Origin of the sequence: Azohydromonas australica DSM 1124 (genome assembly GCF_000430725.1) — a bacterium.
In the GTDB taxonomy this organism is placed as follows: domain Bacteria; phylum Pseudomonadota; class Gammaproteobacteria; order Burkholderiales; family Burkholderiaceae_C; genus Azohydromonas; species Azohydromonas australica.
This window is the reverse complement of record NZ_AUMO01000031.1, coordinates 128,760-152,994: the sequence shown is the minus strand read 5'-3', so window position 1 is coordinate 152,994 and position 24,235 is coordinate 128,760. Positions and strand designations below refer to the sequence as shown.

24 protein-coding genes are annotated in these 24,235 nt (G+C 70.3%); 9 read left to right on the top strand and 15 right to left on the bottom strand.

The annotated features are described in order from the left end of the window. Window positions 1-54 precede the first annotated feature (54 nt). From benC to H537_RS0103605, 5 genes are all read right to left on the bottom strand, one after another. Window positions 55-1,062: a benzoate 1,2-dioxygenase electron transfer component BenC gene (gene benC, locus H537_RS0103625; protein ID WP_028996796.1), complete on the bottom strand. Its 1,008-nt coding sequence runs from the start codon at window positions 1,060-1,062 to the stop codon at window positions 55-57. 51 nt (window positions 1,063-1,113) lie between these two features. Next, entirely contained in the window at window positions 1,114-1,599 is a 486-nt protein-coding gene (benB, locus tag H537_RS0103620) for a benzoate 1,2-dioxygenase small subunit (RefSeq protein WP_028996795.1), read from the bottom strand. Between the two features lie 14 nt (window positions 1,600-1,613). Next, window positions 1,614-3,035 (bottom strand): benzoate 1,2-dioxygenase large subunit, encoded by a 1,422-nt coding sequence (benA, locus tag H537_RS41015; RefSeq protein ID WP_051241709.1) that lies wholly within the window; start codon window positions 3,033-3,035, stop codon window positions 1,614-1,616. A gap of 112 nt (window positions 3,036-3,147) precedes the next feature. After that, the gene (gene catA, locus H537_RS0103610) at window positions 3,148-4,062 is read right to left on the bottom strand and encodes a catechol 1,2-dioxygenase (protein ID WP_028996794.1); all 915 of its coding nucleotides are present in this window, start codon (window positions 4,060-4,062) and stop codon (window positions 3,148-3,150) included. 44 nt (window positions 4,063-4,106) lie between these two features. Continuing rightward, window positions 4,107-5,234 carry a muconate/chloromuconate family cycloisomerase gene (locus H537_RS0103605; RefSeq protein ID WP_028996793.1) on the bottom strand — a complete coding sequence of 376 codons (1,128 nt, stop codon included), beginning with the start codon at window positions 5,232-5,234 and terminating at the stop codon, window positions 4,107-4,109. A gap of 234 nt (window positions 5,235-5,468) precedes the next feature. On the opposite strand from H537_RS0103605, the gene H537_RS0103600 reads away from it, so the two are divergent. Then, on the top strand, window positions 5,469-6,404 hold the full coding sequence (locus tag H537_RS0103600) for a LysR family transcriptional regulator (protein ID WP_028996792.1): 936 nt from the start codon (window positions 5,469-5,471) through the stop codon (window positions 6,402-6,404). Here the strand turns inward: H537_RS0103600 and H537_RS41010 are convergent. The 6 genes from H537_RS41010 to H537_RS0103570 form a co-directional block, all read right to left on the bottom strand. Further along, window positions 6,394-7,614 (bottom strand): benzoate/H(+) symporter BenE family transporter, encoded by a 1,221-nt coding sequence (locus H537_RS41010; protein WP_051241706.1) that lies wholly within the window; start codon window positions 7,612-7,614, stop codon window positions 6,394-6,396. The two genes, H537_RS0103600 and H537_RS41010, sit on opposite strands and share 11 nt — an antisense overlap. 72 nt (window positions 7,615-7,686) lie before the next feature. Further along, complete coding sequence (gene pcaD / locus H537_RS41005) at window positions 7,687-8,493, bottom strand: 3-oxoadipate enol-lactonase (RefSeq protein WP_238446595.1); 807 nt, start codon at window positions 8,491-8,493, stop codon at window positions 7,687-7,689. A gap of 344 nt (window positions 8,494-8,837) precedes the next feature. After that, window positions 8,838-9,608 (bottom strand): 5'-methylthioadenosine/adenosylhomocysteine nucleosidase, encoded by a 771-nt coding sequence (locus H537_RS0103585; RefSeq protein ID WP_028996791.1) that lies wholly within the window; start codon window positions 9,606-9,608, stop codon window positions 8,838-8,840. A gap of 258 nt (window positions 9,609-9,866) precedes the next feature. Further along, window positions 9,867-11,072 (bottom strand): 3-oxoadipyl-CoA thiolase, encoded by a 1,206-nt coding sequence (gene pcaF / locus H537_RS0103580; RefSeq protein WP_028996790.1) that lies wholly within the window; start codon window positions 11,070-11,072, stop codon window positions 9,867-9,869. A gap of 26 nt (window positions 11,073-11,098) precedes the next feature. After that, a complete protein-coding gene (locus H537_RS0103575) occupies window positions 11,099-11,773 on the bottom strand; it encodes a 3-oxoacid CoA-transferase subunit B (RefSeq protein WP_028996789.1) in 675 nt (224 codons plus the stop codon). A gap of 19 nt (window positions 11,774-11,792) precedes the next feature. Next, window positions 11,793-12,494 (bottom strand): 3-oxoacid CoA-transferase subunit A, encoded by a 702-nt coding sequence (locus H537_RS0103570; protein ID WP_028996788.1) that lies wholly within the window; start codon window positions 12,492-12,494, stop codon window positions 11,793-11,795. 177 nt (window positions 12,495-12,671) lie between these two features. Between H537_RS0103570 and H537_RS0103565 the strand changes: the two genes are divergently transcribed. Further along, complete coding sequence (locus H537_RS0103565; protein WP_028996787.1) at window positions 12,672-13,499, top strand: IclR family transcriptional regulator domain-containing protein; 828 nt, start codon at window positions 12,672-12,674, stop codon at window positions 13,497-13,499. Between the two features lie 21 nt (window positions 13,500-13,520). Here H537_RS0103565 and H537_RS0103560 read toward each other — a convergent pair whose 3' ends face one another. Further along, window positions 13,521-14,399, bottom strand: coding sequence for a LysR family transcriptional regulator (locus H537_RS0103560; protein WP_028996786.1), 879 nt, complete (start codon window positions 14,397-14,399; stop codon window positions 13,521-13,523). A gap of 115 nt (window positions 14,400-14,514) precedes the next feature. On the opposite strand from H537_RS0103560, the gene H537_RS0103555 reads away from it, so the two are divergent. The 7 genes from H537_RS0103555 (at window position 14,515) to H537_RS40995 (ending at window position 21,175) form a co-directional block, all read left to right on the top strand. Next, window positions 14,515-15,663 (top strand): muconate/chloromuconate family cycloisomerase, encoded by a 1,149-nt coding sequence (locus H537_RS0103555; protein WP_028996785.1) that lies wholly within the window; start codon window positions 14,515-14,517, stop codon window positions 15,661-15,663. Window positions 15,664-15,685: 22 nt separating this feature from the next. Continuing rightward, window positions 15,686-15,976 carry a muconolactone Delta-isomerase gene (gene catC, locus H537_RS0103550; RefSeq protein WP_028996784.1) on the top strand — a complete coding sequence of 97 codons (291 nt, stop codon included), beginning with the start codon at window positions 15,686-15,688 and terminating at the stop codon, window positions 15,974-15,976. A 45-nt stretch (window positions 15,977-16,021) separates the two neighbouring features. After that, window positions 16,022-16,942 carry a dioxygenase family protein gene (locus H537_RS0103545; protein WP_028996783.1) on the top strand — a complete coding sequence of 307 codons (921 nt, stop codon included), beginning with the start codon at window positions 16,022-16,024 and terminating at the stop codon, window positions 16,940-16,942. Between the two features lie 14 nt (window positions 16,943-16,956). Beyond that, on the top strand, window positions 16,957-17,922 hold the full coding sequence (locus tag H537_RS0103540; RefSeq protein WP_028996782.1) for a tripartite tricarboxylate transporter substrate binding protein: 966 nt from the start codon (window positions 16,957-16,959) through the stop codon (window positions 17,920-17,922). Window positions 17,923-18,019: 97 nt separating this feature from the next. Continuing rightward, window positions 18,020-19,735: an arylsulfatase gene (locus H537_RS0103535; RefSeq protein WP_028996781.1), complete on the top strand. Its 1,716-nt coding sequence runs from the start codon at window positions 18,020-18,022 to the stop codon at window positions 19,733-19,735. Next, the gene (locus H537_RS41000) at window positions 19,722-20,780 is read left to right on the top strand and encodes a formylglycine-generating enzyme family protein (RefSeq protein WP_043458125.1); all 1,059 of its coding nucleotides are present in this window, start codon (window positions 19,722-19,724) and stop codon (window positions 20,778-20,780) included. Before H537_RS0103535 ends, H537_RS41000 begins: the two co-directional genes overlap by 14 nt. A gap of 101 nt (window positions 20,781-20,881) precedes the next feature. Further along, window positions 20,882-21,175 (top strand): hypothetical protein, encoded by a 294-nt coding sequence (locus tag H537_RS40995; protein ID WP_064735903.1) that lies wholly within the window; start codon window positions 20,882-20,884, stop codon window positions 21,173-21,175. Window positions 21,176-21,246: 71 nt separating this feature from the next. Here H537_RS40995 and H537_RS40990 read toward each other — a convergent pair whose 3' ends face one another. The 3 genes from H537_RS40990 to H537_RS0103510 form a co-directional block, all read right to left on the bottom strand. After that, window positions 21,247-22,077: a methyltransferase domain-containing protein gene (locus tag H537_RS40990; protein ID WP_043458168.1), complete on the bottom strand. Its 831-nt coding sequence runs from the start codon at window positions 22,075-22,077 to the stop codon at window positions 21,247-21,249. A gap of 287 nt (window positions 22,078-22,364) precedes the next feature. Further along, window positions 22,365-23,168 carry an ABC transporter ATP-binding protein gene (locus H537_RS40985; protein WP_043458124.1) on the bottom strand — a complete coding sequence of 268 codons (804 nt, stop codon included), beginning with the start codon at window positions 23,166-23,168 and terminating at the stop codon, window positions 22,365-22,367. 5 nt (window positions 23,169-23,173) lie between these two features. Continuing rightward, window positions 23,174-24,232 carry a FecCD family ABC transporter permease gene (locus H537_RS0103510; protein WP_051241701.1) on the bottom strand — a complete coding sequence of 353 codons (1,059 nt, stop codon included), beginning with the start codon at window positions 24,230-24,232 and terminating at the stop codon, window positions 23,174-23,176. Window positions 24,233-24,235 lie beyond the last annotated feature (3 nt).

Here is a 24,235-nt window from a genome sequence, read left to right as displayed (position 1 = left end):
GGCAGAAAAAAGGCCCGCGGCCAGGCCGCCGGCCGGGGCCAAGAGGAGACGACTTCAGGCGCTGGCCGCGAACTTCTCGTAATAGAAGTTGGCCGGCTGGATGCCGCGCTCGCGGATGAAGGCGCTCACCGCCTCCACCATCGGCGGCGGCCCGCAGAGGTAGATGTCCACCTCGCCGTCGTGCAGGTGCGCCGGCTCGATGTGCTGCGTGACGTAGCCCTTCTTCGGGTAGCTGCTGCTGTCGCTGGCCACGCAGGCGGTGAACGTGAAGTTGGGAATGCGCGCCGCGAACGCCTCCAGCTTCTCCATCTCCACCAGGTCGGCGTCGTGCGTCACGCCGTAGATCAGGTGCAGCGGAAACGCGCTGCCCTCGGCGGCGATCTTCTCCAGCATCGCCGTGAAGGGCGCCAAGCCCGTGCCGCCGGCCAGCAGCAGCAAGGGGCGCTTGATGTCGCGCAGGTAGAAGCTGCCCAGCGGGCCGGTCAGCGTCATGCGGTCGCCCGCCTTCGCCAGGCCGGTGAGGAAGCTGCTCATCAAGCCGCCCGGCACGTTGCGGATCAGGAACGACACTTCGCCGTCGCGCGGCAGCGAGCTGAACGAGTAGGCGCGCGTCTGCGTGCTGCCGGGCACCTGCAGGTTCACGTACTGGCCCGGCAGGAAGGCCAGCTTGTTGAGCGACTCGTCCTTGACGGACAGCGCAATGGTGCTGGGCGAGAGCTGGCGTACGTTGCTGATGGCCGCATCGAAGGAGGCCTGCTGCGTGCGGCACACGACCGACGAGGCCGGCACGCGCACCACGCAGTCGCTCTTCGCGCGCATCTGGCAGGTCAGCACGAAGCCCTGTGCGGCCTCGTCCTCGCTCAGGGCGTCCTCGATGTAGTCGCCCATCTCGTACTTGCCGGCCTCGGCAAAGCACTTGCAGGTGCCGCAGGCGCCGTCGCGGCAGTCCAGCGGTACGTTGACGCCCTGGCGGTAGGCGGCGTCGGCCACGGTCTCGGTGGCGGTGGCTTCGATGAAGCGGGTGACACCGTCCTCGAACTGAAGGGCAATCTGGTGTTGCATGGCAATACTCCTCCACGCGGCGAATGCGCCAAGCGCACCCGCTCGGCAGACTCAGATGTGATAGACGTCGACGACGTGGTGGATGTAGTCGTTCTTCAGCACCACGACCTTGCGCCGGATGAGCGGCTGGCCGCTGGTGAGGTCCAGCAGGTAGCGGCTGGTGCCGAAGTAGCTGTCCGTCGCGTGGTAGCGGTAGCTCAGCGTGTGCCAGTTGAAGCGCACTTCCACCTGCTCGCCCTGCTGCGACACGATCTCCACGTTGTGGATGTTGTGCCCCGTGCGCGGATCGGGCGTGCTGGCCGCCGAGCGCTCGGTCTTGATGCGGAAGACACGGTCTTCCAGGCCGCTGCGGTTGGGGTAGTAGATCAGCGAGATCTCGCGCTGCGGGTCGCGCGTGAGCTCATCGTCGTCATCCCACGCCGGCATCCAGAACTCGGCATCGGGGTGGTAGCAGGTCAGCCACTCGTCCCACTGGCGGTCGTCCAGCAGGCGCGCTTCACGGTACAGGAAGGCCTGGACCTGTTCGATGGTCATCATGGTCGGGGTCTCCTTCAGGCGTGGTCGTGGCTGCAGGCATGGCCGTGAGCGTGGTCACCGGCGCAGGCTTCGCGGGGGCCGGCCTGCTGCTCGGCCTCGATGGCGCGCTGCATGGTCTGCAGCCAGTAGCGGTGCTGCTCGGTGTAGAGGCCCTCGTCCTCGGTCTTCACGCCGGAGAGCGTGGGGTTGAGGCCGATCTCCTTGGCGGCCTCGTCGGGCCCTTCCACCCAGTGCGTGGCGCCGCGGCACATGTCGTTCCACTCCAGCGCGATGCCGGCGTAGCCCTGCTGGCAGGCGCGGAACTCCTCCAGGTCGTCAGGCGTGGCCATGCCCGTGGCGTTGAAGAAGTCCTCGTACTGGCGGATGCGCCGGGCGCGCGCCTCGGCCGACTCGCCCTTGGGCGCGATGCAGTAGATGGTGACCTCGGTCTTGTCCACCGCGATAGGGCGCAGCACGCGGATCTGCGAGCTGAACTGGTCCATCAGGTAGACGTTCGGGTACAGGCACAGGTTGCGCGAGTGGCCGATCATCCAGTCGGCCTTGGCCTGGCCGTGCTGCGCCACCAGCTGGTCGCGGATCGGGTAGGCCGGGCGGTCCTCGGGGTTGCCCCACTTGGTCCACAGCAGCATGTGGCCGTGCTCGAAGGCGTAGAAGCCGCCGCCCTGCTTGGCCCAGCTGCCGGCGTCCATGGCCTTGATGTTGTCGCCCGCGGCGGCCAGCTTGCGCTGGTTGGTCGTCGCGGCGTAGTTCCAGTGCACGGAGCTCACGTGGTAGCCGTCGGCGCCGTTCTCGGCCTGCAGCTTCCAGTTGCCGTCGAAGGTGTAGGTCGAGGAGCCGCGCAGCACCTCCAGCCCCTCGGGGGACTGGTCCACGATCATGTCGATGATCTTGGTGGACTCGCCCAGGAACTCGGTCAGCGGCGGCACGTCGGGGTTGAGGCTGCCGAAGAGGAAGCCGCGGTAGCTCTCGAAGCGCGGCACCTTCTTCAGGTCGTGGCAGCCGTCCTTGTTGAAGGACTCGGGGTAGCCCGCGCCGTTGCCGTCCTTCACCTTGAGCAGCTTGCCGCTGTTGTTGAAGGTCCAGCCGTGGAAGGTGCAGGTGAAGCTGGCCTTGTTGCCCTTCTTGTGGCGGCACAGCGTGGCGCCGCGGTGCGAGCAGGCGTTGATGATGGCGTTGAGCTCGCCCTGCTTGTTGCGCGTGATGACGATGGGCTGGCGGCCGATGGTCGTCGTGAAGTAATCGTTGACGTTGGCGATCTGGCTCTCGTGGGCCAGGTAGATCCAGTTGCCTTCGAAGATGTGCTTCATCTCCAGGTCGAACAGCGCTTCGTCGGTGAAGGCGCTGCGGTGCAGCCTGTAGACGTGCCGGTCCTTGTCCTCGACCAGCATGCCGGCCAGGCGCTGCTGGACGCCGGTGAGGGATGCGGAAGTGCTCATGTCTGTCTCCATGCCCCGGATGGGCGGGCGATGTTGGGCAAGGCTCCGCCCAGCCGGGGCCGGAAATGGCCCCGGAGGACGGGCTGTTTTCAGTGGGAGCCGCGGGCGCGCGTCAGGCGGCGGCGCGCGGACGGGCGAAGTCGGTGCCCGGCACGCTGGACTGCTCGGCGTGCAGCGTGAAGTCGAAGCGGATCTCGTGGAAGGGCTTGTCCACGCCCAGCGCCTGCATCGCGGCGGCGTCGTTGTTGGTGTGGATCGGCGGCACCAGGCCCTGGCGCGTGCCAAAGGCAAAGTCGTCCCACAGGTGCGGATCGTTCTCGAGGTTGATCTGCGTGGTCAGCTTGCGGTGGCCGGGCGCGCTGACGAAGAAGTGGATGTGCGCCGGACGGTGGCCGTGGCGGCCGAGCTGCTGCAGCAGGCGGTCGGTGGCGCCGCCCGGGGGCACGCTGTAGCCCACCGGCAGGATGCTGCGGAACTTGTAGCGGCCCTGCGCGTCGGTCACGACGGTGCGGCGCAGGTTGAAGTCGCTCTGGCTCTTGTCGAAGAACGAGTAGTTGCCCAGGTGGTTGGCGTGCCACACCTCGACCTTGGCGCCCGCGACGGGCTTGCCGTCGGTGCCGCGCACCACGCCCTGCATCACCACGACCTCGCCCGGCGTGTTGCCGTCGTCCAGGCGGGCCTCGCCCTGCGCCACCGGCGCGCCGGCCACGTACAGCGGGCCTTCGATGGTGCGCGGCGTGCCGCCCTTGAGGCCGGCGCGGGCCTCGGCCTCGTCCATGCGCAGGTCCAGGAAGTGCTCCAGGCCGGTGCCCGGAACGACCAGGCCCAGCTCGCCGCTGCGGCCCGCGTCGGCCAGGTAGTTCAGGCCGGACCAGAACTCCTCGGGCGTGACGTCCAGCTCCTCGATCGCCAGCATCAGGTCGCGCAGCAGGCGGCCGACGACGGCCTTGACGCGGGGATTGCCCTCGCTGACGACGCCGGTGGTCTCGAAACGGGTCACCAGTTGGTCGATGGTCTTCTTGTCCATGAGTGTCTCCTTCAGTGATGCAACAGTGGGGAACGGTTGAGGGCTCAGCGATCGCGGCGCAGGCGCGCGACCTTTTCCTCGTCGATGGCGACGCCCAGGCCGGGCGCGGTGGGGATCTGCAGCGAGAAGTCGCGGTAGGCCAGCGGCTCGCGGAGGATTTCCTCGGTCAGCAGCAGCGGGCCGAACAGCTCGGTGCCCCAGGCCAGCTCGTGGAAGGTGCAGAAGAGCTGCGCCGAGGCCATGGTGCCCACAGGGCCTTCGAGCATCGTGCCGCCGTAGAGCTCGATGTTCGCGGCCTTGGCGATGGCCGCGACCTGGGCTGCGCCGTGCAGGCCGCCGGCCTGGTTGATCTTGATGGCGAAGATGTCGGCGGCCTGCGCCCGCGCCACCTCGAAGGCGTCGCGCGGGCCGTGCAGGGCCTCGTCGGCCATGACCGGGATGATGTTGGCCTGCGTCAGCCGCTGCAGCCCGGTCTTGTCGTGGGCGGCGATGGGCTGCTCGACCATGTCGATGCCCGCGTCGGCCAGCCTCTGCATGCCTTCGAGCGCCTGCGACACCGACCAGGCCTGGTTGGCGTCGACGCGCACGCTGGCCATGTCGCCCAGGGCGCGCTTGATGGCGGCCACGTGCGCCACGTCGTCCTTCACCGGGCGCAGGCCGATCTTGAGCTTGAAGATGTTGTGGCGGCGGATCTCCAGCACCCGCTCGGCCTCGGCGATGTCGCGCTTGGTGTCGCCGCTGGCCAGGGTCCAGGCCACGGGGATGCTGTCGCGCACCCGGCCGCCGAAAAGCTCGCTCAGCGGCACGCCCAGACGCCTGGCCTGGGCGTCGTAGAGGGCGGTCTCCAGCGCGCACTTGGCGAAGCGGTTGCCCTGGATGCGCTGAGCGACGCCGGCCATCAGCCGCGCCACGCCGCGCGGGTCCTGGCCCACCAGCATCGGCGCGATGTAGGTGTCGATGTTGGTCTTGATGCTCTCGGGGCTTTCCTCGCCGTAGGCCAGGCCGCCGATGGTGGTGCCCTCGCCCCAGCCGACGATGCCGTCGCTGGCCTCGATGCGCACCAGCACCAGCGTCTGGTGGTTCATCGTCGCCACCGACAGCTTGTGCGGCCGGATGGTGGGCACGTCCACCAGCAGGGTTTCGACCGCGAGGATCTTCAGTTCAGAGCTCATCTGCACAGCTTTTTGGGATGCGGCTGCGGCGCCTTTTCAGGGTGCCGCAGTCGGTCATTTCAAAAATGCGGATATTCAGATCCGCCCGGTTTCAGGCAAAACACCGTCCTCGCCGGCATTTCCAGGAATTACCGGTGGTTATTGATGTCTGCCTTGGATGGGATGAATCTTAGGAATCGGCAGGCACGAAGTCCAAGACGCTTTTAGACTGCTTCAATACCTAAAAGGCATGCAATGGAACTGCGTCACCTGCGCTACTTCGTGGCCGTCGCCGACGAGCAGAGCTTCACGCGCGCGGCGGAACGGCTGCACATCTCGCAGCCGCCGCTGAGCCGGCAGATCCAGGACCTGGAGGAGGAGTTGGGTACGCCGCTGTTCGAACGCGGCTCGCGCCCGCTCAAGCTGACCGAGGCGGGCCGGTTCTTCTACGGCCACGCCACGCGGCTGCTGGAGCAGGCCGCGCAGGCTGCCCGGGCCACGCGGCGCGTGGCGCGCATGGAGCGGCGGCTGGTGATCGGCTTCGTGGGCTCGACCATGTACGGTGCCATGCCGCGGCTGGTGCGGCTGTTCCGCGCCGAGAGGCCGCAGACGGAGCTGTCGCTGGTGGAGATGTCGACGCTGGACCAGATCGAAGCCCTGAAAGCGGGCCGCATCGACGTGGGTTTCGGGCGCATTCGCCGGGACGACCCGACTGTCAAGCGCGAGGTGCTGCGCGAGGAGCGGCTGGTGGCCGCCATACCCTTGGAGCATGCTCTGGCGATTCCAGAGCAACCGATCATTCTCGCCGCGTTGGCGAACGAAGATATTCTGGTTTACCCCAAATCTCCGCGCCCCAGTTATGCCGACCAGGTACTGGCGCTATTTCGGGATCAAGGGTTGGAGCCGGGCACCGTACACGAGGTGCAGGAAATCCAGACCGCGCTGGGCCTGGTGGCGGCCGGCATGGGTATTTGCGTGGTGCCCACCGGCGTGAGCCGGCTGCGGCCGGACGAGGTGGTGTACCGCCCCTTGAGCGACCCGCAGGCGGTGTCGCCGATCGTGATGAGCACGCGGCTGCACGACCAGAACGAAGATTTGGTGCTGCTGCGGGCGCTGATCGACCGCATCTACCAGGAGCATGCCGCGGCGCGGCGGCGCGCTGAGGCAGCGGGCGGGGAGGTCAGCGGCTGACGCTGCTCGCGCCTGTGGCGGGGCTGGTTGCGGACGCAGCGGGCGCGGCCGGGCGCTTCCAGCCGAGCACGGCATGGGCGCAGCCGCCGATCACCACGCCCCAGAAGGCCGCGCCCAGGCCCCAGAGGGTGAGGCCCGAGGCCGTGACGAGGAAGGTCACGATGGCCGCCTCGCGGTGCTCGGGGTCGCTGGCCGCGCCCTGCACGTTGGCCGTGATGGCGCCGATGAGCGCCAGCCCCGCCAGCACCGCGACGAAGGCCGGCGGCAGCACGGTGAACAGGCCGATGATGGTGCCGGCCAGGCACCCGCCCACGAGGTAGAACAGGCCGTTGGCGATGCCGGCCACGTAGCGCCGCCCGGCGTCCTCGTGCGCCTCGCGGCCGGTGCACAGCGCCGCGGTGATGGCCGCCAGCACGGTGGTGATGCCGCCGAACGGCGCCGTGAGCAGCGAGGCCACACCGGTGGCCACGAGCACCGGGCGCGCCGGCGTGGCGTAGCCGGCGCCGCGCAGGATCGCCATGCCGGGCAGGAACTGCCCCGCCAGGCTCACCACCGCCAGCGGCACGGCGAGGCTCAGCGTCGAGGCCCAGCTCCATTGCGGCGTGATAAACACCGGGCGCGTGACCTCGAAGCGCAGCGTGCTCCAGTCCACGCCGCCCAGTCCCGCCGTCAGCGCGATGCCCAGCGCCAGCACCATCAGCAGGTGGTAGCGCGGCCAGAAGCGCCGCGCCACGAGGTAGGCACCGACCATGCACAGCGTGGGCAGCGGCAGCGCCTCCACGGCCTTGAAGGCACGGGCGCCGAACTGGAACAGGATGCCGGCCATCATGCCGCAGCACACGCCGCGCGGGATGCGCCGCATCAGCCAGTCGAAGCCGCCCGTGAGCCCCACCAGCAGGATCAGCGCCGCCGCCGTGATGTAGGCGCCTACCGCCTCCTGCAGCAACAGCCCCGGAAAGAGCGTGATCAGCAGCGCGCTGCCCGGCGCCGACCAAGCGGTGATGACCGGCACCTTGAGCCACCAGCTCAGCGCGATGCCCGAGACGGCCGCGCCGATCGAGATGGCCCAGACCCAGGAGGCGATCATGTCCGGCGCGGCGTCGGCCGCCCGCGCCGCCTGGAAGAAGATCAGCAGCGGCCCGGCATACGAGATCAGCACGGCCAGGAAGCCGGCCGTGACGGCGGAAACGGACCAGTCGCGTCGGAGCATGGCGATGCGTGTTCGATGAGGAGGAAACGAAAAGCGCCCGGAACCGGGCGCTCATGGCGAGGAAAACGCGGCTCAGGCCGGCACGGCCTGCAGCCAGTCCTCCAGCGCCTCGCAAAAGGCGTCCGGCTGCTCCAGCACGCTCAGGTGCGAAGCCTCGCGCAGCACCACCAGCCGCGCCCCCGGGATGCCCTGCGCGATGGTGCGCGCCATCTCGGGCGGCGTGCCCTGGTCCAGCACGCCGGCGATGACCAGCGTCGGCGCGGCGATGCGCGGCAGCCGTGCGGTGGTGTCCACGCCGGCGATGGCGTGGCAGCAGGCGATGTAGCCGGCCGCGTCGCAGCTCAGCACGCGCTCGCGCCAGTGCGCCACCACCTCGGGCCGCTCGGCATGGAAGCCCTCGTGGAACCAGCGCTGCAGCGCGCCGTCCACGATCGCCTCCAGCCCGGCGCGCTCGATGCCGGCGATGCGCTGCGCCCAGCCGGCCTGCGCCTCGGAGGGATAGCCGGAGGTGGTATTGGCCAGCACCAGCGCCTTTACCTTGTCCGGATGCCGCAGCGCCAGCTCCTGGCCGACCATGCCGCCCATGGACAGGCCGATCCACACGACGGGGCCCAATTCCAGCTCGTCGATCATCCTTGCGGCGTCGTTGGCCAGCGCCGCCATCGTGTACGGCCCCGGCGGCGCCTCGCTGCCGCCGTGGCCGCGCTGGTCGTAGCGCACCACGCGGCCCTGCGCGGCAAGGTGCCGCGCCAGCGCGTCCCACATCGTCAGGTCGCAGCCCAGCGCGTGGGCCAGCACGAAGGTGAGGCGCGGCTGGCCGTCGCGCGGGCCCTCGATGCGGTAGTGCAGGCGCGGCGTGGTGCGGGTCACAGCGTCCACGGGCTGCCCTCCGTCACGCAAGAGAGCTTGGCGCCGTGGCGGGCCAGGGGTGCGCACAGCGCATCGCGGAGGGAGGCGTTTCGGGTGTGATGGCTCATAAGGGTCTTCCTTGGATCGCACGGCGCGCTTGCACCGGCCGGCCGGGCTGGCGGTGCGCGCCGCGTGGCGCGGTGCAGGCCCGCTGCAGCCACCGGATGGCCAGGCAATCCACCAAATGTTCTATATACGAACATATATTCGTAATTCGAACCGACGAGATGCGCAGACTACGGCCCGGGCGCCGGCCTTGTCAAGGCAAGGGCGGCGCAGGAGGTGGCGGATCTCGATTCATGGAGCGCGCTGCCTCAGCCCCCCGCCCCCAGCATCGCGCACACCACCGCATGCGTGTAGCGGCTCGCCACGTCGTCGATGAAGCGGTTGAAGTCCACGTGGGCCGTGTCGTCGGCGCGGTCGGAGATGGTGCGCATCACGGCGCAGGGCACGCCGAAGTCGTGGCACACCTGCGCCAGCGCGGCACCCTCCATCTCCACCGCGAGCGCCTCGGGATGATCGGCCTGCAACGCCTGCGCTTCGGCCGTGGTGCTGACGAAGCGGTCGCCGCTGAGGACCAGCCCGTGGTGCACGCGCGGCGCCTGCGCCACGCCGCAGGCCTGCAGTTGCGCGCGCGACAGCTCGGCGCACGTGCCGGCCTCGATGGCCGCCAGCACGCCCTCGCAGGCGCTCCCCAGGCGGCGCGACAGCACCGCGTCCGCGCCGAAGCGGTCGGTGCCGTACAGCGGCACCTCGAAGCGCGGAAAGATGGGCGAGGCATCCATGTCGTGCTGCAGCAGCTGGTCGGCCACCACGATGTCGCCGATGCGCACGCCCTGACCCAATCCGCCGGCCACCCCGGTGAAGAGCAGCACCTGCACGTTGAAATGCTCCAGCAGCACCGCGGTGGTGGTGGCCGCCGCCACCTTGCCGATGAGCGAGCGCACCAGCACCACCTCGTGCCCGCCCAGCTCGCCGACCCAGAAATCGCGCCCCGCCCGGCGCACGAGCTGCGCCTGCGGCAGCGAGTCCCGCAGGCCCCGCAGCTCTGATTCCATGGCGCTCACGATGGCCAGGCGATTCATGACGATTCCCTCCCGCGGACAGTCCCGCATCACGGTTGTTGGCTGCGCGGCCCCTCGGGCCGCCACGGGGCGGGAGTATCCAACAGCGGCCACAGGGGGCTCTGTCCCCTGGGGGCGATGCGTGCCCCGGGCCCGGCGCCATCACCGCCGTTGCAGGCCGGACGTGAAAACGCCCGCGGGCAGCGGGCGTTCGCAATGGTGGGGACGCGGCTCAGGCCGCCACGGCTGGCAGCCCGCCGGCGTGGACCCTGCAGGAGGTCAAACCCGCTCCAGCACCATCGCGATGCCCTGCCCCACGCCGATGCACATGGTGCACAGCGCATAGCGCCCGCCGCCGCGCTGCAGCTGGTTCACGGCCGTGGTCACCAGCCGCGCGCCGCTGGCACCCAGCGGATGGCCCAGGGCGATGGCGCCGCCCCACGGGTTCACGCGCGGGTCGTCGTCGCGCAGGCCCAGATCGCGCAGCACCGCCAGCCCCTGCGCCGCGAAGGCCTCGTTGAGCTCGATCACGTCCATCTGCTCCAGGCTCAAGCCCGTGAGCTGCAGCACCTTGCGCGTGGCCGGCGCCGGGCCGATGCCCATGATGCGCGGCTCCACGCCGGCCGTGGCCATGCCCACCACGCGTGCCCGCGGCGTCAGGCCGTGGCGTGCCGCTGCGGCCTCGCCGGCCAGGATCAGCGCGCAGGCGCCGTCGTTCACGCTCGAGGCATTGCCGGCCGTGACCGAGCCGTCCGGGCGCACCACGCCCTTGAGCCTGGCCAGCGCCTCCATCGAGGTCTGGCGCGGATGCTCGTCCTTGGCCACCACCAGCGCGTCGCCCTTCTTCTGCGGCACCTTCACCGGCGTGATCTCGGCGTCGAAGAAGCCCGCCTCCTGCGCCGCCACGGCCTTGAGCTGGCTGGCGAGCGCCATGCGGTCCTGCGCCTCGCGCTCGATGCCGAACTGCTGCGCCACGTTCTCCGCCGTCTCGGGCATGGAGTCCACGCCGTAGCGCTCCTTCATCAGCTTGTTGACGAAGCGCCAGCCGATGGTGGTGTCGTACACGGCGTTGTCGCGGCTGAAGGCGCTGGTCGCCTTGGGCATCACGAAGGGCGCGCGGCTCATGCTCTCCACGCCGCCGGCAATCATCAGCTCGGCCTCGCCGGCCTTGATGGCACGCGCCGCGGTGCCCACGGCGTCCATGCCGGAGCCGCACAGCCGGTTGACGGTGCTGCCCGGCAGCGCCAGCGGCAACCCGGCCAGCAGCAGCGACATGCGCGCGACGTTGCGGTTGTCCTCGCCGGCCTGGTTGGCGCAGCCGTAGATCACGTCGCTGACGGCTTCCCAGTCCAGGCTCGCGTGGCGCTCGGCCAGCGCCTTGAGCGGCACGGCGCCCAGGTCGTCGGCGCGCACGGAGGAGAGGCTGCCGCCGTAGCGGCCGAAGGGCGTGCGCAGCGCGTCGCAGATGTAGGCGTGTCGGGTCATGCTTGTCTCCAGGGTTGTCGTGGGGTTCAGGCCTGCTTGAGCGTGACGCCGGGCGTCAGGGCCTGCAGGTCGCGCAGCGTGAGGCCGGGCACGAGGTCGATGACGGTGCCTTCGCCGTCGGCCAGGTCGATCACGGCCAGGTCCGTGTACAGGCGGCTCACGCAGCCCAGGCCCGTGAGCGGGTAGCTGCACTTGGGCACCAGCTTGGCCTGTCCGCCCTTGGTGAGGTATTCCATCATCACGAAGGTCTTCTTCGCGCCGATGGCCAGGTCCATGGCGCCGCCCACGGCGGGGATCGCGTCCGGCGCACCGGTGTGCCAGTTGGCGAGGTCGCCGGCTGCCGAAACCTGGAACGCGCCCAGCACGCAGATGTCCAGGTGGCCGCCGCGCATCATCGCGAAGCTGTCGGCGTGGTGGAAGAAGGCGCCGCCGGGCAGCAGCGTCACGGGCTGCTTGCCGGCGTTGATGAGATCGAAGTCCTCCTCGCCGGCCGCGGGCGCCGGGCCCATGCCGATGACGCCGTTCTCGGAATGCAGCACGACTTCCTTGTCGTCCGCGAGGTGGTTCGCCACGGCGGTGGGCAGGCCGATGCCGAGGTTGACGACGGCGCCGTCGGGAATGTCCTGCGCGACGCGCGCAGCCATCTGATCGCGCGTCCAGCGGGTGACGACCGGCGTGGCCTGGGTGGCTTGGTTGCTCATGGTGGGCTCCTCGTTCGGTTCAGGCGGCGCGCTTGAAGCCGCCGGCCGTGGTGGCGACGCGCTCGATCGGCACCACGCGCTGCACGAACAGCCCCGGCGTGACGATCGTTTCCGGGTCCAGCTGGCCGAGCTCGACGACCTCGTGCACCGTGGCGACGGTAGTCTGGGCCGCCATGGCCATGACCGGCCCGAAGTTGCGCGCCGTCATGCGGTAGGTCAGGTTGCCCCAGCGGTCGCCCCGCTCCGCCTTGATCAGCGCGTAGTCGGCATGGATGGGCGACTCCAGCACGTACATGCGCCCGCCGATCTCGCGCGTCTCCTTGCCCTCGGCCAGCGCCGTGCCGTAGCCCGTGGGCGTGAAGAAGCCGCCGATGCCCGCGCCCGCGGCGCGGATGCGCTCGGCCAGGTTGCCCTGTGGCACCAGCTCCAGCTCGATCTCGCCGGCGCGGTAGAGCGCGTCGAAGTGGTGGCTGTCGGCCTGGCGCGGAAAGGAGCAGATGATCTTGCGCACCCGCTTGAGCGACAGCAGCCGCGCCAGCCCGGTATCGCCGTTGCCGGCGTTGTTGTTGACGATCACCAGCCCGCGCGCGCCGGTCTCTATCAGCGCGTCGATGAGCTCGTTGGGCTGCCCGGCGGTGCCGAAGCCGCCGATCATGACGGTAGCGCCGTCGCGGATGTCCGCCAGCGCATCCAGCGGTGAGGACACGATCTTGTCAATCATGGGAAGGCTCCAGGAGAGTTCGGAAACGCCGCCGCCAGCTTGTGCGCCGGACGTCAATATGTTCTAATTACGAACATCAGTTCTATAAACGAACATCATGGCGCGCAGACTAGGGACGCCGGGCCGGCCTGTCAAGGCATGCCGGTGCGCCCCGTGCGGCCTTCATGGAGCAGCGAGATGCCGACCAAGCGTGCCGAACCGGCCCCGTCCGCCGAGGGCGAGGGCCAGGGTGAAAGCGAAGGGCTCAAGCCCAGCGACAGCTACGTGCAGTCCTTCGCGCGCGGGCTGGAGGTGCTGCGCAGCTTCGGTGCCGGCGTGCCGGCGCAGACGCTGTCGGAGACGGCCGAGCGCGTGGGCCTGACGCGCGCGGGCGCGCGGCGCATCCTGCTGACGCTGCAGACGCTGGGCTACGTGGAGCAGGACGGGCGGCAGTTCCGCCTCACGCCCAAGGTGATGGAGCTGGGCTTCGCCTACTTGAGCGCGCAACCGTGGTGGCACCTGGCGCAGCCGTTGATGGAGGAGCTGACGCAGCAGCTGCAGCAGTCCACCTCGGCAGCGGTGCTCGACGGCGAGGACATCGTCTACGTGCTGCGCGTGCCGATGCAGAAGATCATGTCGATCAACCTCGGCGTGGGCTCACGGCTGCCGGCGCACGCCACCTCGATGGGCCGGGTGCTGCTGGCCGGGCTGGCCGAGGAGCAGCGCGAGGCACGCGTGGCGGCCATGGCGCTGCAGCCGCTCACGCCGCGTACCACCACCGACCCCGAGAAGCTGCTGCGCACGCTGTCGCAGGTGCGGCGCCAGGGCTTCGCGCTGGTCAACGAGGAGCTGGAGCTGGGGCTGATGTCGCTGGCCGTGCCCATCAAGGACCGCGCCGGGCGCGCAGTGGCGGCCATCAACGTCAGCAGCCCGGCACGTCGCCAGTCGGCCGCGGAGCTGCAGAAGCTGGCGCTGCCAGCGCTGCAGTCGGTGGCCGAGCGCATCAGCTCGATGCTGCCGCATTGAGCCCGCGCCGGCCCGGCCGGCTCACGCCCGCTCGCCCACCAACTCCCGCAGCCGCCCCAGCAGCCCCGACCCGTCGCCAGCGCGGAAATTCATGATCACCGGCGACACCACGCCGGCCTCGGCCAGCGGGCGGTAGTCCACGTCGTCGCGGTGCAGCCGGCGCACCGACTCCGGCACCAGCGCCACGCCGATGCCCGCAGCCACCAGCCCAATGGCGGTCTGCAGCTCGTTGGCTTCCATCGCCACCCGCGGCGACAGGCCATGCCCGCGGAACATCTGCAGCACCTGGTCGGCATAGCTCGGCCGCGGGCGCGCCGGGTACAGGATCAGCGGCTCGTCGGCCAGCAGCGCCAGCCCCACGCGCTCGTGGCGCAGCAGCGCGTGGCGCGCGGGCAGGGCCGCCACCACGCCCTCCTCCAGCACCGTCTCGGCCTGGATCTCCGGGTCGCCCAGCGCCAGGCGCCCGAAGCCCACGTCGATGCGACCGGCCTTGAGCGCATCGGCCTGCTGCACCGTGGTCAGCTCCGACAGGCTCACCTCCACCTCCGGATGCGCCGCCCGGAAGCGCCGTATCAGCTCGGGCAGCAGCCCGTAGAGCATCGAGGGCACGAAGCCGATGCCGAACCACGCGCGCTGCCCGTGCGCGATGCGCCGCGTCGCCTCCGCCGTCTCCCGCAGCCGCGCCTGCAGCTGCACCGCCTGCTCCAGGAAGAAGCGCCCCGCCGGCGTGAGCTGCATCGGGCGCGCCTTGCGGTCCAGCAGCTGCGCGCCCAGCTCCTCTTCCAGCTGCTGGATCTGCCGGCTCAGCGGCGGCTGCGCCATGTGCAGCCGCTGCGCGGCGCGGCTGAAGTTCATCTCGGTGGCGACGGCCTCGAAGTAGCGCAGGTGTCTCAGCTCGATCATGGGGTTTCTACCGAAGTTCCATACCGTAGAGGTATTGCTCAGGATGTGAACGATATTGGACACGGTACTGCCAGGCGCCGAACATGCACTCATCCATCACGCGATACCCGGCATGAAGCCCGCAACCATCGAATCCATCGAGGCGATCCTGGTCGATCTGCCCACCATCCGTGCCCACCAGCTGGCGATGACGACCATGCACCGGCAGACGCTGGTGATCGTGAAGCTGCGCTGCAGCGACGGCATCACCGGCATCGGCGAGGCGACGAGCATCGGCGGCCTGGCCTACGGAGACCAGAGCCCGGAAAGCACCAAGCTGGCCATCGACGCCTACCTGGCGCCGCTGCTCGTCGGCCAGGACGCCAGCAACGTCAACGCGGCCATGGCGCTGGCGGGCAAGCAGGTGCAAGGCCAGTCCTACGCCAAGTCGGCCATCGAGACGGCGCTGTTCGACGCGCTGGGCCAGCGCCTGAACCAGCCCCTGCACGCACTGCTGGGCGGCGCGCTGCGCAGCTCGCTGCCGGTGCTGTGGACGCTGGCCAGCGGGGACAGCGGGCGCGACATCGAGGAGGCGCTGGCGCTCATGGAGCAGCGCCGGCACCGCGTGTTCAAGCTCAAGATCGGCCGCGGCGACCCGGACGCCAACGTCGCGCACGTGGCGCGCATCAAGCAGGCGCTGGGCCAGGACGTGCTCATCACCGTGGACGTGAACCAGGCCTGGGACGAGGCGACGGCCTGCCGTGCCATCGCCGCCCTGGAAGCCGCCGGCGTGGGCCTGATCGAGCAGCCCGTGCCGCGCCGCCACCGCGCCGCGCTGCGCCGCCTGGCCGAGCGCTTCGACGTGCCGATCATGGCCGACGAGTCGATCAACGGCCCGGAGGACGCGCTGGAGCTGGCCGCCGAGGGCGCGGCCGACGTGTTCGCACTGAAGATCTCCAAGGCCGGCGGGCTGCTGGCCACGCTGCGCACGGCCGCGGTGGGCGAGGCCGCGGGCATCGGCCTGTACGGCGGCACCATGCTCGAAGGCAGCGTGGGCAGCATCGCCGCGGCGCATGCCTTTGCCGCCTGCCCGCAGCTGCGGTGGGGCACCGAGCTGTTCGGCCCGCTGCTGCTCAAGGACGACGTGGTGCTGGAGCGCCCGCAATACCGCGATTTCGAGCTGCACCTGCCGCAGGGCCCGGGCCTGGGCCTGCGCCTGGACGAGGACAAGCTCGCCCACTACCGCCGCGACCGCGACCGCATCCAGGTCGCCATGGCCTGAACCACCTGAAGGAATCCATCCCATGCTGTTCCATGTCCAGATGACCGTGCGCCTGCCGCACGACATGCCGGCCGCGCAGGCCGACGAGCTCAAGGCCCGCGAGAAGTCGATGGCGCAGGAGCTGCAGCGCGCCGGCACTTGGCGCCACCTGTGGCGCATTGCCGGGCGCTACGCCAACGTCAGCGTCTTCGACGTGGCCAGCCCGCAGGAGCTGCACGACACGCTCTCGCGCCTGCCCCTGTTCCCCTACATGGACATCGAGGTCCAGGCCCTGTGCCGGCACGCCTCGTCGGTCCATGACGACGACCGCTGAGACGGTCCGTTCACTTCATCGATTCCACCCGACCGAGGAGACACCATGAGCAACGAATTCACCGTCCAGCAACTGCTCGAACGCGTCAACGGCACCCGCCAGGGCGAAGAAGGCAACGAGCGCGTGCGCCAGTTCACGGCACGCATCGTGTCGGACCTGTTCCGCACCATCGACGACCTCGACGTGAGCGCCGACGAGTTCTGGGCCGCCACCGACTGGCTCAGCCGCCTGGGCGGCAGCGGACAGATGGGCCTGATCACCGCCGGCCTGGGCTTCGACCGCCTGCTGGACATCCGCGCCGACGAGGCCGACCGCCAGGCCGGCCGCGCCTCGGGCACGCCGCGCGCCATCGAGGGGCCGCTCTACATTGCCGGCGCGCCGCTGAGCCAATACGAGACGCGCCTGGACGAGGGCGAGCCCCGCGGCGAGGTGCTGGTGATGGAAGGCCGCGTGCTGGACGAGAACGGCCAGCCGGTGGCTGGCGCGCTCGTGGACGTGTGGCATGCCAACGAGCACGGCCGCTACTCGCACTTCGATCCCTCGCAGCCGCCCTACGCGCTGCGCCGGCGCATTGAGACCGACGCGCAGGGCCGCTACCGCTTCCGCAGCTTCCTGCCGCCGGGCTACGCGATTCCGCCCAACAGCCCCACCTCCGAGCTGTTCGAGGCCCTGGGCCGCCACGGCAACCGGCCGGCGCACATCCACTTCCTGGTGGCGGCGCCGGGCCAGCGGCTGCTGACCACGCAGGTCAACCTGCCCGGCGACACCTTCATCGACGACGACTTCGCCTTCGCCACGCGCGACGGCCTGGTGGTCACGCTGGAGCCGGGCACGGCGCCGCAGGGCTACGAGTCGCTGGGCGTGACCGGGCCCTTCACCCGCGTGCGCTTCGACTTCACGCTGCAGCGCGCGCTGCACGAGGACGAGAGCAAGCCGCTGGCGCGCATGGCGCGCGTGGCGGGCTGAAGCGGAGGTTGCCGATGCTGAACCGCCGCACCCTGCTGGCCGCGCTGGCGCTCCTGGGCGCCGGCGGCGTCCACGCGCAGGCCGCGTACCCGTCCAAGCCCGTGCGCTGGATCGTGCCCTTCCCGCCCGCGGGCGCGATGGACGTGATCGCCCGCACGCTGGCCGAGCACATGGGGCGCGCGCTGGGCCAGAGCTTCGTGATCGAGAACAAGCCCGGCGCCGGCGGCAACATCGGCATGGACCTCGTCGCCAAGGCCCCCGCCGACGGCCACACGATGATGATCGTGGCCAACGGCATGGCCGTGAACAAGTTCCTCTACGGCAAGCTCAGCTTCGATCCGGTGAAGGACTTCGCGCCCGTCTCGCTGGTGGCCGTGGTGCCGAACGTGCTGGTGGTGCCCGCGGCCAGCAGCGCCCGTTCGGTGGCCGACGTGATCGCGCAGGCCAAGGCCAAGCCCGGTGCCCTCACCTACGCCTCGGCCGGCAACGGCACTTCGCTGCACCTGGCCGGGGAGCTCTTCGCATCGATGGCGAAGGTGGAGCTGATGCACGTGCCCTACAAGGGCAGCGGACCGGCCATCACGGACCTCCTGGGCGGCCAGGTGGACCTGATGTTCGACAGCCTCACCTCGGCGCGGCCGCACATCGAGTCCGGCAAGCTGCGGGCGCTGGCCGTCACCACGCGCACGCGCGCCAGCGCGCTGCCCGCGGTGCCGACCATCGCCGAGGCCGGCGTGCCGGGCTACGAGCTCGCGCCGTGGTACGCCGTGTACGTGCCCGCGGCCACGCCGCAGCCCGTGGTGGCCAAGCTCAACCAGGCGCTGCTGGATGCGCTGCGCAAGCCCGAGGTTCGGCAGCGGCTGGCGGCCATCGGCGCCGAGCCGGTGGGCAGCACGCCGGAAGCGTTGCGCGCGCACCTGCAGTCCGAGATGGACAAGTGGGGCCGCGTGATCGCCGAGCGCGGCATTCGGGCGGACTGACGCCGCCGCCGGCTGCCAGAGAACGCGCCATCGGCATGCCCCGGCACAGGGATCGGCCGGCAACACACGGTCCCAGGGAAGTTGCATGGAGACAAGCATGGGCATTCGCCTTCGCCCCGGCGCGTTCGCGCTGGCGGCCGCGGCACTGTGGAGCGTGGTGGCGCCGGCTTCGGCCGCCGACCAGCGCCCCAACGTGCTGCTGATCGTGGCCGACGACCTCGGCTACTCGGACATCGGCGCCTTCGGCGGCGAGATCGCCACGCCGCACCTCGACCAGCTCGCCCGCACGGGCCTGCGCCTGAACCAGTTCTACGCGTCGCCCTTCTGCTCGCCGACGCGCGCCATGCTGCTGTCGGGCGCCGACAACCACCGCGTGGGATTCGGCAGCATGGCCGAGCTGATGACGCCGCAACAACGCAGCCTGCCCGGCTACGAGGGCTACCTCTCCGACCGGGCGCTGACCTTCCCGCAGCTGCTGCGCGACGCCGGCTACCACACCTACATGGCCGGCAAGTGGCACCTGGGCACGAAGGAGGAGCACGCGCCGCCGAACCGCGGCTTCGAGCAGTCCTACGCCATGCTCAACGGCGGCGCGGGCCACTTCGACCAGACGGGCATCATCACGCAGGACCGCGACAAGGCGCCCGTCGCCTACTACCGCGACAACGGCAAGGACGTGAAGATCCCCACCGAGGGCTTCTACTCCAGCGAGTTCTTCGCCTCGAAGCTGATCTCCTACATCGACGCGAACAAGGCCGACGGCCAGCCCTTCTTCGGCTACCTCGCCTTCACCGCGCCGCACTGGCCGCTGCAGGCGCCCGACGAGTACATCCGCAAATACGAGGGAAAGTACGACGTGGGCTACGACGTCATCCGCGAGCGCCGGCTCACGCGCATGAAGGCGCTGGGCCTGGTGCCCAAGGACATGCAGCCCTACGTCGGCAACGCGGTCTGGCCGCGCTGGAAGCAGCTCACGCCGCAGCAGCAGCGCATCGAGTCCAAGCGCATGGCGGTGTACGCAGCGATGGTCGAGTCCATGGATGCGCAGATCGGCCGCGTGCTGGGCTACCTGCGGCACACGGGCCAGCTGGACAACACGGTGGTGGTGTTCCTCTCCGACAACGGCGCCGACGGCAACACGGTGCTGGACGAGGGCGCCACGCGGGAGTGGGCGCACCGGCACGCCGACAACAGCGTGGAGAACACCGGCCGGCGCGGCTCCTTCGCGGAGTACGGCCCGGGCTGGGCGCAGGTCGGCTCCACGCCCTTCAACATGTACAAGGCCTTCATGTACGAAGGCGGCATCGCCGTGCCGGCCATCTTCAGCGTGCCGGGCACGGTCAAGCCCGGATCGATCGCGAACGCCCCGGCGCACGTGACCGACATCGCGCCCACCGTGCTGGAACTGGCCGGCCTGCGTCCGCCGGGCGCGAGCTACCAGGGCCGCGAGGTGGTGCCCATGGACGGGCGCTCGATGCTGGGGCTGCTCACCGGCCGGCAGCCGGTGGTGCACGAGGAGTTCCTGCGCGGCTGGGAGTTCAATGGCCGGCGCGCGCTGCGCAAGGGCGACTGGAAGGTCGTGCTGGCCAACAAGCCCTGGGGCACCGGGCAGTGGCAGCTCTTCAACGTGGCCCAGGACCGCTCCGAGCTGCGGGACCTGGCGAAGAAGCACCCGGCCAAGCTCAAGGAACTGGTCGCCGAGTACGACCGCTACGCGCGCAGCAGCGGCGTGGTGGAGTTCGAGGGCCTGGCCGAGCGTCCCGGCTACAGCAACGGCCGCAAGTACTACGAGGACCTCCATGAAGGCCACTGAGGCCGCCGCCCGGTGGGCGCTGGCCGCCGTGCTGGCGCTGGGCGGCGCCACCGGCGCGTCGGCCACGGGCCGCAAGGCGGCCGGGCAGGACGGCCCCTTGTGCCGCGGCTATGCCGGCCTGCCCGAGGGCTTCGGCCCGGCCACGGGCAGCGCTCCCAACCGCGCCGGGCTGGTGGCGGTGAAGGGTGGCACCTTCACGCTGGGCTCGCGCGACGGCTACCCGGAGGAAGGCGAGCCGCAGCGCAAGCGGGTGCGCGACTTCTGGATCGACCGCCACGAGGTCACCAACGCCCAGTTCGCGGCCTTCGTGAAGGCCACGGGCTACGTGACGCGCGCCGAGCGCCCGCTGGACGCCTGGGCCTACCCGGGCGTGCCGCGCGAGCGGCTGGTGCCCTCGTCGGTGGTGTTCGTGCCGCCGACGCAGCCAACGGCCGCCTACGGCTGGTGGAAGCTCATCCCGGGCGCGGATTGGCGCCATCCGCGCGGGCCGGGCAGCGACATCGAGGGGCTGGAGAACCACCCCGTGGTTCACGTCGCCTTCGAGGACGCCCAGGCCTATGCGCGCTGGCTCGGCCGCGAGCTGCCGACCGAGGCACAGTGGGAATACGCCGCGCGCGGCGGGCTGGAAGGCGCAACCTATCCCTGGGGCAACACGCCGGAGCTGCGCGGGCGCGCGATGGCCAACAGCTGGCAGGGGCGCTTTCCCTTCGAGGACGACGCCGCCGACGGCCATGCCGGCACCGCGCCGGTGGGCTGTTTCGAGCCCAACGGCTTCGGCCTGGTGGACGTGGTCGGCAACGCCTGGGAGTGGACGCGCGACCCTTGGCGCGACCGCCACGGCCAGGACGGCAGCGACAACCCGATGGAGGTGAAGCTGAACGCCGCCGACGGGCCGCGCGGCACGCAGCCGCGCGTCATCAAGGGCGGCTCCTTCCTGTGCGCCCCGGACTTCTGCGTGCGCTACCGCCCTTCCTCGCGCCAGCCTCAGGATCCGCTGCTGGCCACCCAGCACCTGGGCTTCCGGACGGTGCTCAACACGCGCTGAGGCTGCGGCCTGACGAAAAACGAACCCCACCTGGCACGCTTGATGCAATTCACCTGCTGAGCACGCCAGGCATTCCAGCGTGGCGTGCAGGAGCTACCGCCATGGGCACGCTGCAACTTGAACAACCGGGCTACGAACTGCACTTCGAATCCCTGGACGGCACGGCGCGAGGATTTGCGCTGCCGTGCGACGCTCGGGGGCAGGTGGACATGGACCGCCTGGAATCCACGGTGCTGCATCACTACCTGTTCGCGCGGGCAGTGATCGGCAAGATGTTCAGACTGCCCACCGTGAAGACGCGTTCGGCCTGGATTTTCTACTGCCGGATTCACACGGCACTCTTGCGCGGCTCAGAAAACAAAACCGTCCAAGTAACTCGCGGCTGCCGAGATTGAAGGCTTCTTCGTCCGCAGCCTCATCCTCAATCGGCACGCGCTTCGCCTGCCGTGCCTTTCGCATTTCATTGTCAGGCGGCGGGCGACGTCGCAGGGAATGGCAGCTTTGTCGCCGTGGCGATATGGGCGCGCATTTCGAAGGCGATGCTGCCGGCCGGTTCCAAGTAAGGCGCCAGAACCCGTTCCGCCTCGTACAGGACCCGGCTGATCTGATTTTCATCCAGTTCCACGCCCATGGACGGCAGCCAGCCGCGAAGATCGGCCTCGACCATCGTGCGAATGCTGGGAAACTGGGCTCTTTCAGTTTCAGTCCGGATCACGGGTGAGCTTGCCCCGGCCAGCGCGAGCAATTCGGACAAACGCGCCGGGTCGCCCAGCATGAAGGGGGCGCTCAAGGCATCGGCCGCCTGCCGGCCGGCATGTCGTTCCAGCAGCGCCGCCAGGGCGGCATAAGCCGGAATATGTTCCAGTGCGTCCCAGACGACCACGAACAATGGGCCCTGGGGACCGAGCACGCGCAGCATCTCGCGCAGAGCCTGAACCCGGTCCGCGAAGAACATCAGGCCAAACTGGCACACCACGGCATCGAAAGCCCCGTCCGCAAAGGGAAGGGACTCGGCCACGCCCTGCTTCCACAAAATGCCCGGCGCAAGCTCCGCCGCCACGGCCAGCATGCCCGGATGGGGATCCAGCCCGACGACCGAGGCATCCGGTCCAGCGCGCCTGCGAATTTCCCGCGCCAATATTCCCGTGCCGCAGGCCACGTCCAGCACACGGCAATCCGGCTTGATTTGCAAGGTGTCGGTCGCCCGGGATACCCAGGGCTGGAACAAGGCTGGCACGAATACCAGCTCATAGGCCCAGGCGGCGTCCAGTTGGGATTGCGATGCGGACTGGGCCATGAACTTCTCCCAGCAACCGGCGCGATCCACGTGCCGCGTGGAGCCGTCCGGCTGGCCCCGCAATGCATGGCAAGCGAGGCGAATACGAATAGATCGATTAATTAATTATCAACCATGCAGCAATGATTTCAAGGTGCATGTTTGAAATTTTCGTTGCGAGGATGGTCAAAATGGCATCCGAACAATTCAAATATCTCCCAAAATTTACATTAATAATATGATCAAAGTATGCACTCGCTTTTAATTATTCGAGCAGGCGGGTTAACCCATACTTTCAGTCTGCAGCCTTACCCTGCCTCGTCCAGCGCCAGCTCCACCCGCGGCCGGCCGTCCGCGCCGCGCTCGATGCGCACCGCGCCCTGGAACACCGCCTCCAGCGCGCGCTGCAGCGACGCCTCGCCCGGCGCGCCCGCGGCCACCACGCGGCCCTGCGCCATCACCACCACCTGATCGGCCCGCAGCGCGATGGGCAGGTCGTGCAGCACGCTCACCACCGCGCGCGGCTGTGCGGGGTCGCGCGCCAGCCGAGCGAACAGCCGCGCCAGCGCCACCTGGTGCGGCGCGTCCAGGTGCGTGGTGGGCTCGTCCAGCAGCAGCAGCGGCGCCTCGGTGGCGAGCGAGCGCGCCAGCAGCACGCGCTGGCGCTCGCCGCCCGAGAGCTCGCGCAACCGGCGTTGCGCCCAGCCGAGGCATTCGGTCAGCGCCATGGCGTGTGCCACGGCCTGCGCGTCCGCCGGACCCGGCGTGCCCATCAGGCCCAGCCGTGCGATGCGGCCCAGCGCCACCGTTTCGCGCACCGTCAGCTCGCCCGTCACCTCGCCCTGCTGTGCCAGCCAGGCCAGCTCGCGCGCCCGCTCGGGGGCCGCCAGCCGGTGCACCGGCCGGCCGTGCAGCCGCACCTCGCCGGCCGCCGGCGCCTGCAGCCCGGCCAGCGTGCGCAGCAGCGTCGATTTACCCGCGCCGTTGGGGCCGACGATGGCGGTCCAACCCGTGCCCAGCGCCAGGTCCACGCCGCGCAGCGCCTCGCGCTGGCCCAGCCGGACCACCACGCCGCGCGCCTGCAGCGCCGGCGCCGCCGTGTCCCGCGTCATTCCGCTCATGACACCCCCTGCCGGCGCAGCAGCAGGAACAGGTACAGCCCGCCGACCACGGCCGTGACCACGCCCACCGGCAGCTCCTGCGGCGCGATCAGCGCGCGCGAGAGCACGTCCGCGCCCAGCAGCAGCACCCCGCCCATGGCGGCACTGGCGCCCAGCAGCCAGGCATGCGCGCCGGGCGCATTGCGGCGCACCAGGTGCGGCGCCACCAGGCCCACGAACGCCACCAGCCCCGCCTGCGACACCGCCAGCGCCGTGCCCAGGCTCAGCAGCCCCACCAGCGCCAGGCGCACGCGCGCCAGGTCCAGCCCCAGGCTGGCGGCGCTGTCCTCGCCCAGCGTGAGCGCGTCCAGCGCCCGCGCCAGGCGCAGCGCCAGCCACAGCACCAGCGCCAGGCCGCCGGCCATCAGCAGCAGCGCGGACCAGCCGATGAAGCTGGTGCTGCCCAGCATGAACGCCTGCTTGCCGCGCAGCGCGTCGGGGCTGAGCACGGTGAGCAGGTCGCTGGCTGCGCCCAGCAGCACCGCCACCACCACGCCCGCCAGCAGCAGCCGCGTCGTGTGCAGTGCTCCGCGCGCCAGCGACAGCGTCAGCAGCACGCCGATCAACGCGCCGCCGAAAGCCGCGGCCACCAGGCCCACGCGCTCCAGCCAGGCCACGGTGGCCAGGCTCAGCACCACGCCGCCCATGGACGCGCCGGCCAGCACGCCCACCACCCCCAGGCCCGCGCCGGCGGCGGCGCCCAGCAGGTAGGGGTCGGCCAGCGGGTTGCGGAACAGGCCCTGCGCGATGGCGCCGCCCAGTCCCAGCAGCGCGCCCACCAGCGCCGCGCCCAGCGTGCGCGGGGCGCGGATCTCGCCCAGGATCAATCCCGCCTGCTCGCCGCGCAGCTCTTCCAGCAGCCCGGCGGGCGAGAAGCCGCCGGAGCCGGTCGCCAGCCCCGCGGCCAGGCCCAGCACGCCCAGCAGCGCCAGCGCCCAGGCCAGGCGGCGCCGGCGCCGCGCGTCGGCGTCCGGGGCGGCCGGCGCCAAGCCGTTTCCTGCCTCGCAGACGGCCATCGC

What these genes read in the sequence shown, in the direction of transcription:
- benC (WP_028996796.1), bottom strand. Translation starts at nt 1,062, where the DNA reads ATGCAACACCAGATTGCCCTTCAGTTCGAGGACGGTGTCACCCGCTTC.
- benB (WP_028996795.1), bottom strand. Translation starts at nt 1,599, where the DNA reads ATGATGACCATCGAACAGGTCCAGGCCTTCCTGTACCGTGAAGCGCGC.
- benA (WP_051241709.1), bottom strand. Translation starts at nt 3,035, where the DNA reads ATGAGCACTTCCGCATCCCTCACCGGCGTCCAGCAGCGCCTGGCCGGC.
- catA (WP_028996794.1), bottom strand. Translation starts at nt 4,062, where the DNA reads ATGGACAAGAAGACCATCGACCAACTGGTGACCCGTTTCGAGACCACC.
- H537_RS0103605 (WP_028996793.1), bottom strand. Translation starts at nt 5,234, where the DNA reads ATGAGCTCTGAACTGAAGATCCTCGCGGTCGAAACCCTGCTGGTGGAC.
- H537_RS0103600 (WP_028996792.1), top strand. Translation starts at nt 5,469, where the DNA reads ATGGAACTGCGTCACCTGCGCTACTTCGTGGCCGTCGCCGACGAGCAG.
- H537_RS41010 (WP_051241706.1), bottom strand. Translation starts at nt 7,614, where the DNA reads ATGCTCCGACGCGACTGGTCCGTTTCCGCCGTCACGGCCGGCTTCCTG.
- H537_RS0103585 (WP_028996791.1), bottom strand. Translation starts at nt 9,608, where the DNA reads ATGAATCGCCTGGCCATCGTGAGCGCCATGGAATCAGAGCTGCGGGGC.
- pcaF (WP_028996790.1), bottom strand. Translation starts at nt 11,072, where the DNA reads ATGACCCGACACGCCTACATCTGCGACGCGCTGCGCACGCCCTTCGGC.
- H537_RS0103575 (WP_028996789.1), bottom strand. Translation starts at nt 11,773, where the DNA reads ATGAGCAACCAAGCCACCCAGGCCACGCCGGTCGTCACCCGCTGGACG.
- H537_RS0103570 (WP_028996788.1), bottom strand. Translation starts at nt 12,494, where the DNA reads ATGATTGACAAGATCGTGTCCTCACCGCTGGATGCGCTGGCGGACATC.
- H537_RS0103565 (WP_028996787.1), top strand. Translation starts at nt 12,672, where the DNA reads ATGCCGACCAAGCGTGCCGAACCGGCCCCGTCCGCCGAGGGCGAGGGC.
- H537_RS0103555 (WP_028996785.1), top strand. Translation starts at nt 14,515, where the DNA reads ATGAAGCCCGCAACCATCGAATCCATCGAGGCGATCCTGGTCGATCTG.
- catC (WP_028996784.1), top strand. Translation starts at nt 15,686, where the DNA reads ATGCTGTTCCATGTCCAGATGACCGTGCGCCTGCCGCACGACATGCCG.
- H537_RS0103545 (WP_028996783.1), top strand. Translation starts at nt 16,022, where the DNA reads ATGAGCAACGAATTCACCGTCCAGCAACTGCTCGAACGCGTCAACGGC.
- H537_RS0103540 (WP_028996782.1), top strand. Translation starts at nt 16,957, where the DNA reads ATGCTGAACCGCCGCACCCTGCTGGCCGCGCTGGCGCTCCTGGGCGCC.
- H537_RS0103535 (WP_028996781.1), top strand. Translation starts at nt 18,020, where the DNA reads ATGGGCATTCGCCTTCGCCCCGGCGCGTTCGCGCTGGCGGCCGCGGCA.
- H537_RS41000 (WP_043458125.1), top strand. Translation starts at nt 19,722, where the DNA reads ATGAAGGCCACTGAGGCCGCCGCCCGGTGGGCGCTGGCCGCCGTGCTG.
- H537_RS40995 (WP_064735903.1), top strand. Translation starts at nt 20,882, where the DNA reads ATGGGCACGCTGCAACTTGAACAACCGGGCTACGAACTGCACTTCGAA.
- H537_RS40990 (WP_043458168.1), bottom strand. Translation starts at nt 22,077, where the DNA reads ATGGCCCAGTCCGCATCGCAATCCCAACTGGACGCCGCCTGGGCCTAT.
- H537_RS40985 (WP_043458124.1), bottom strand. Translation starts at nt 23,168, where the DNA reads ATGACGCGGGACACGGCGGCGCCGGCGCTGCAGGCGCGCGGCGTGGTG.
- H537_RS0103510 (WP_051241701.1), bottom strand. Translation starts at nt 24,232, where the DNA reads ATGGCCGTCTGCGAGGCAGGAAACGGCTTGGCGCCGGCCGCCCCGGAC.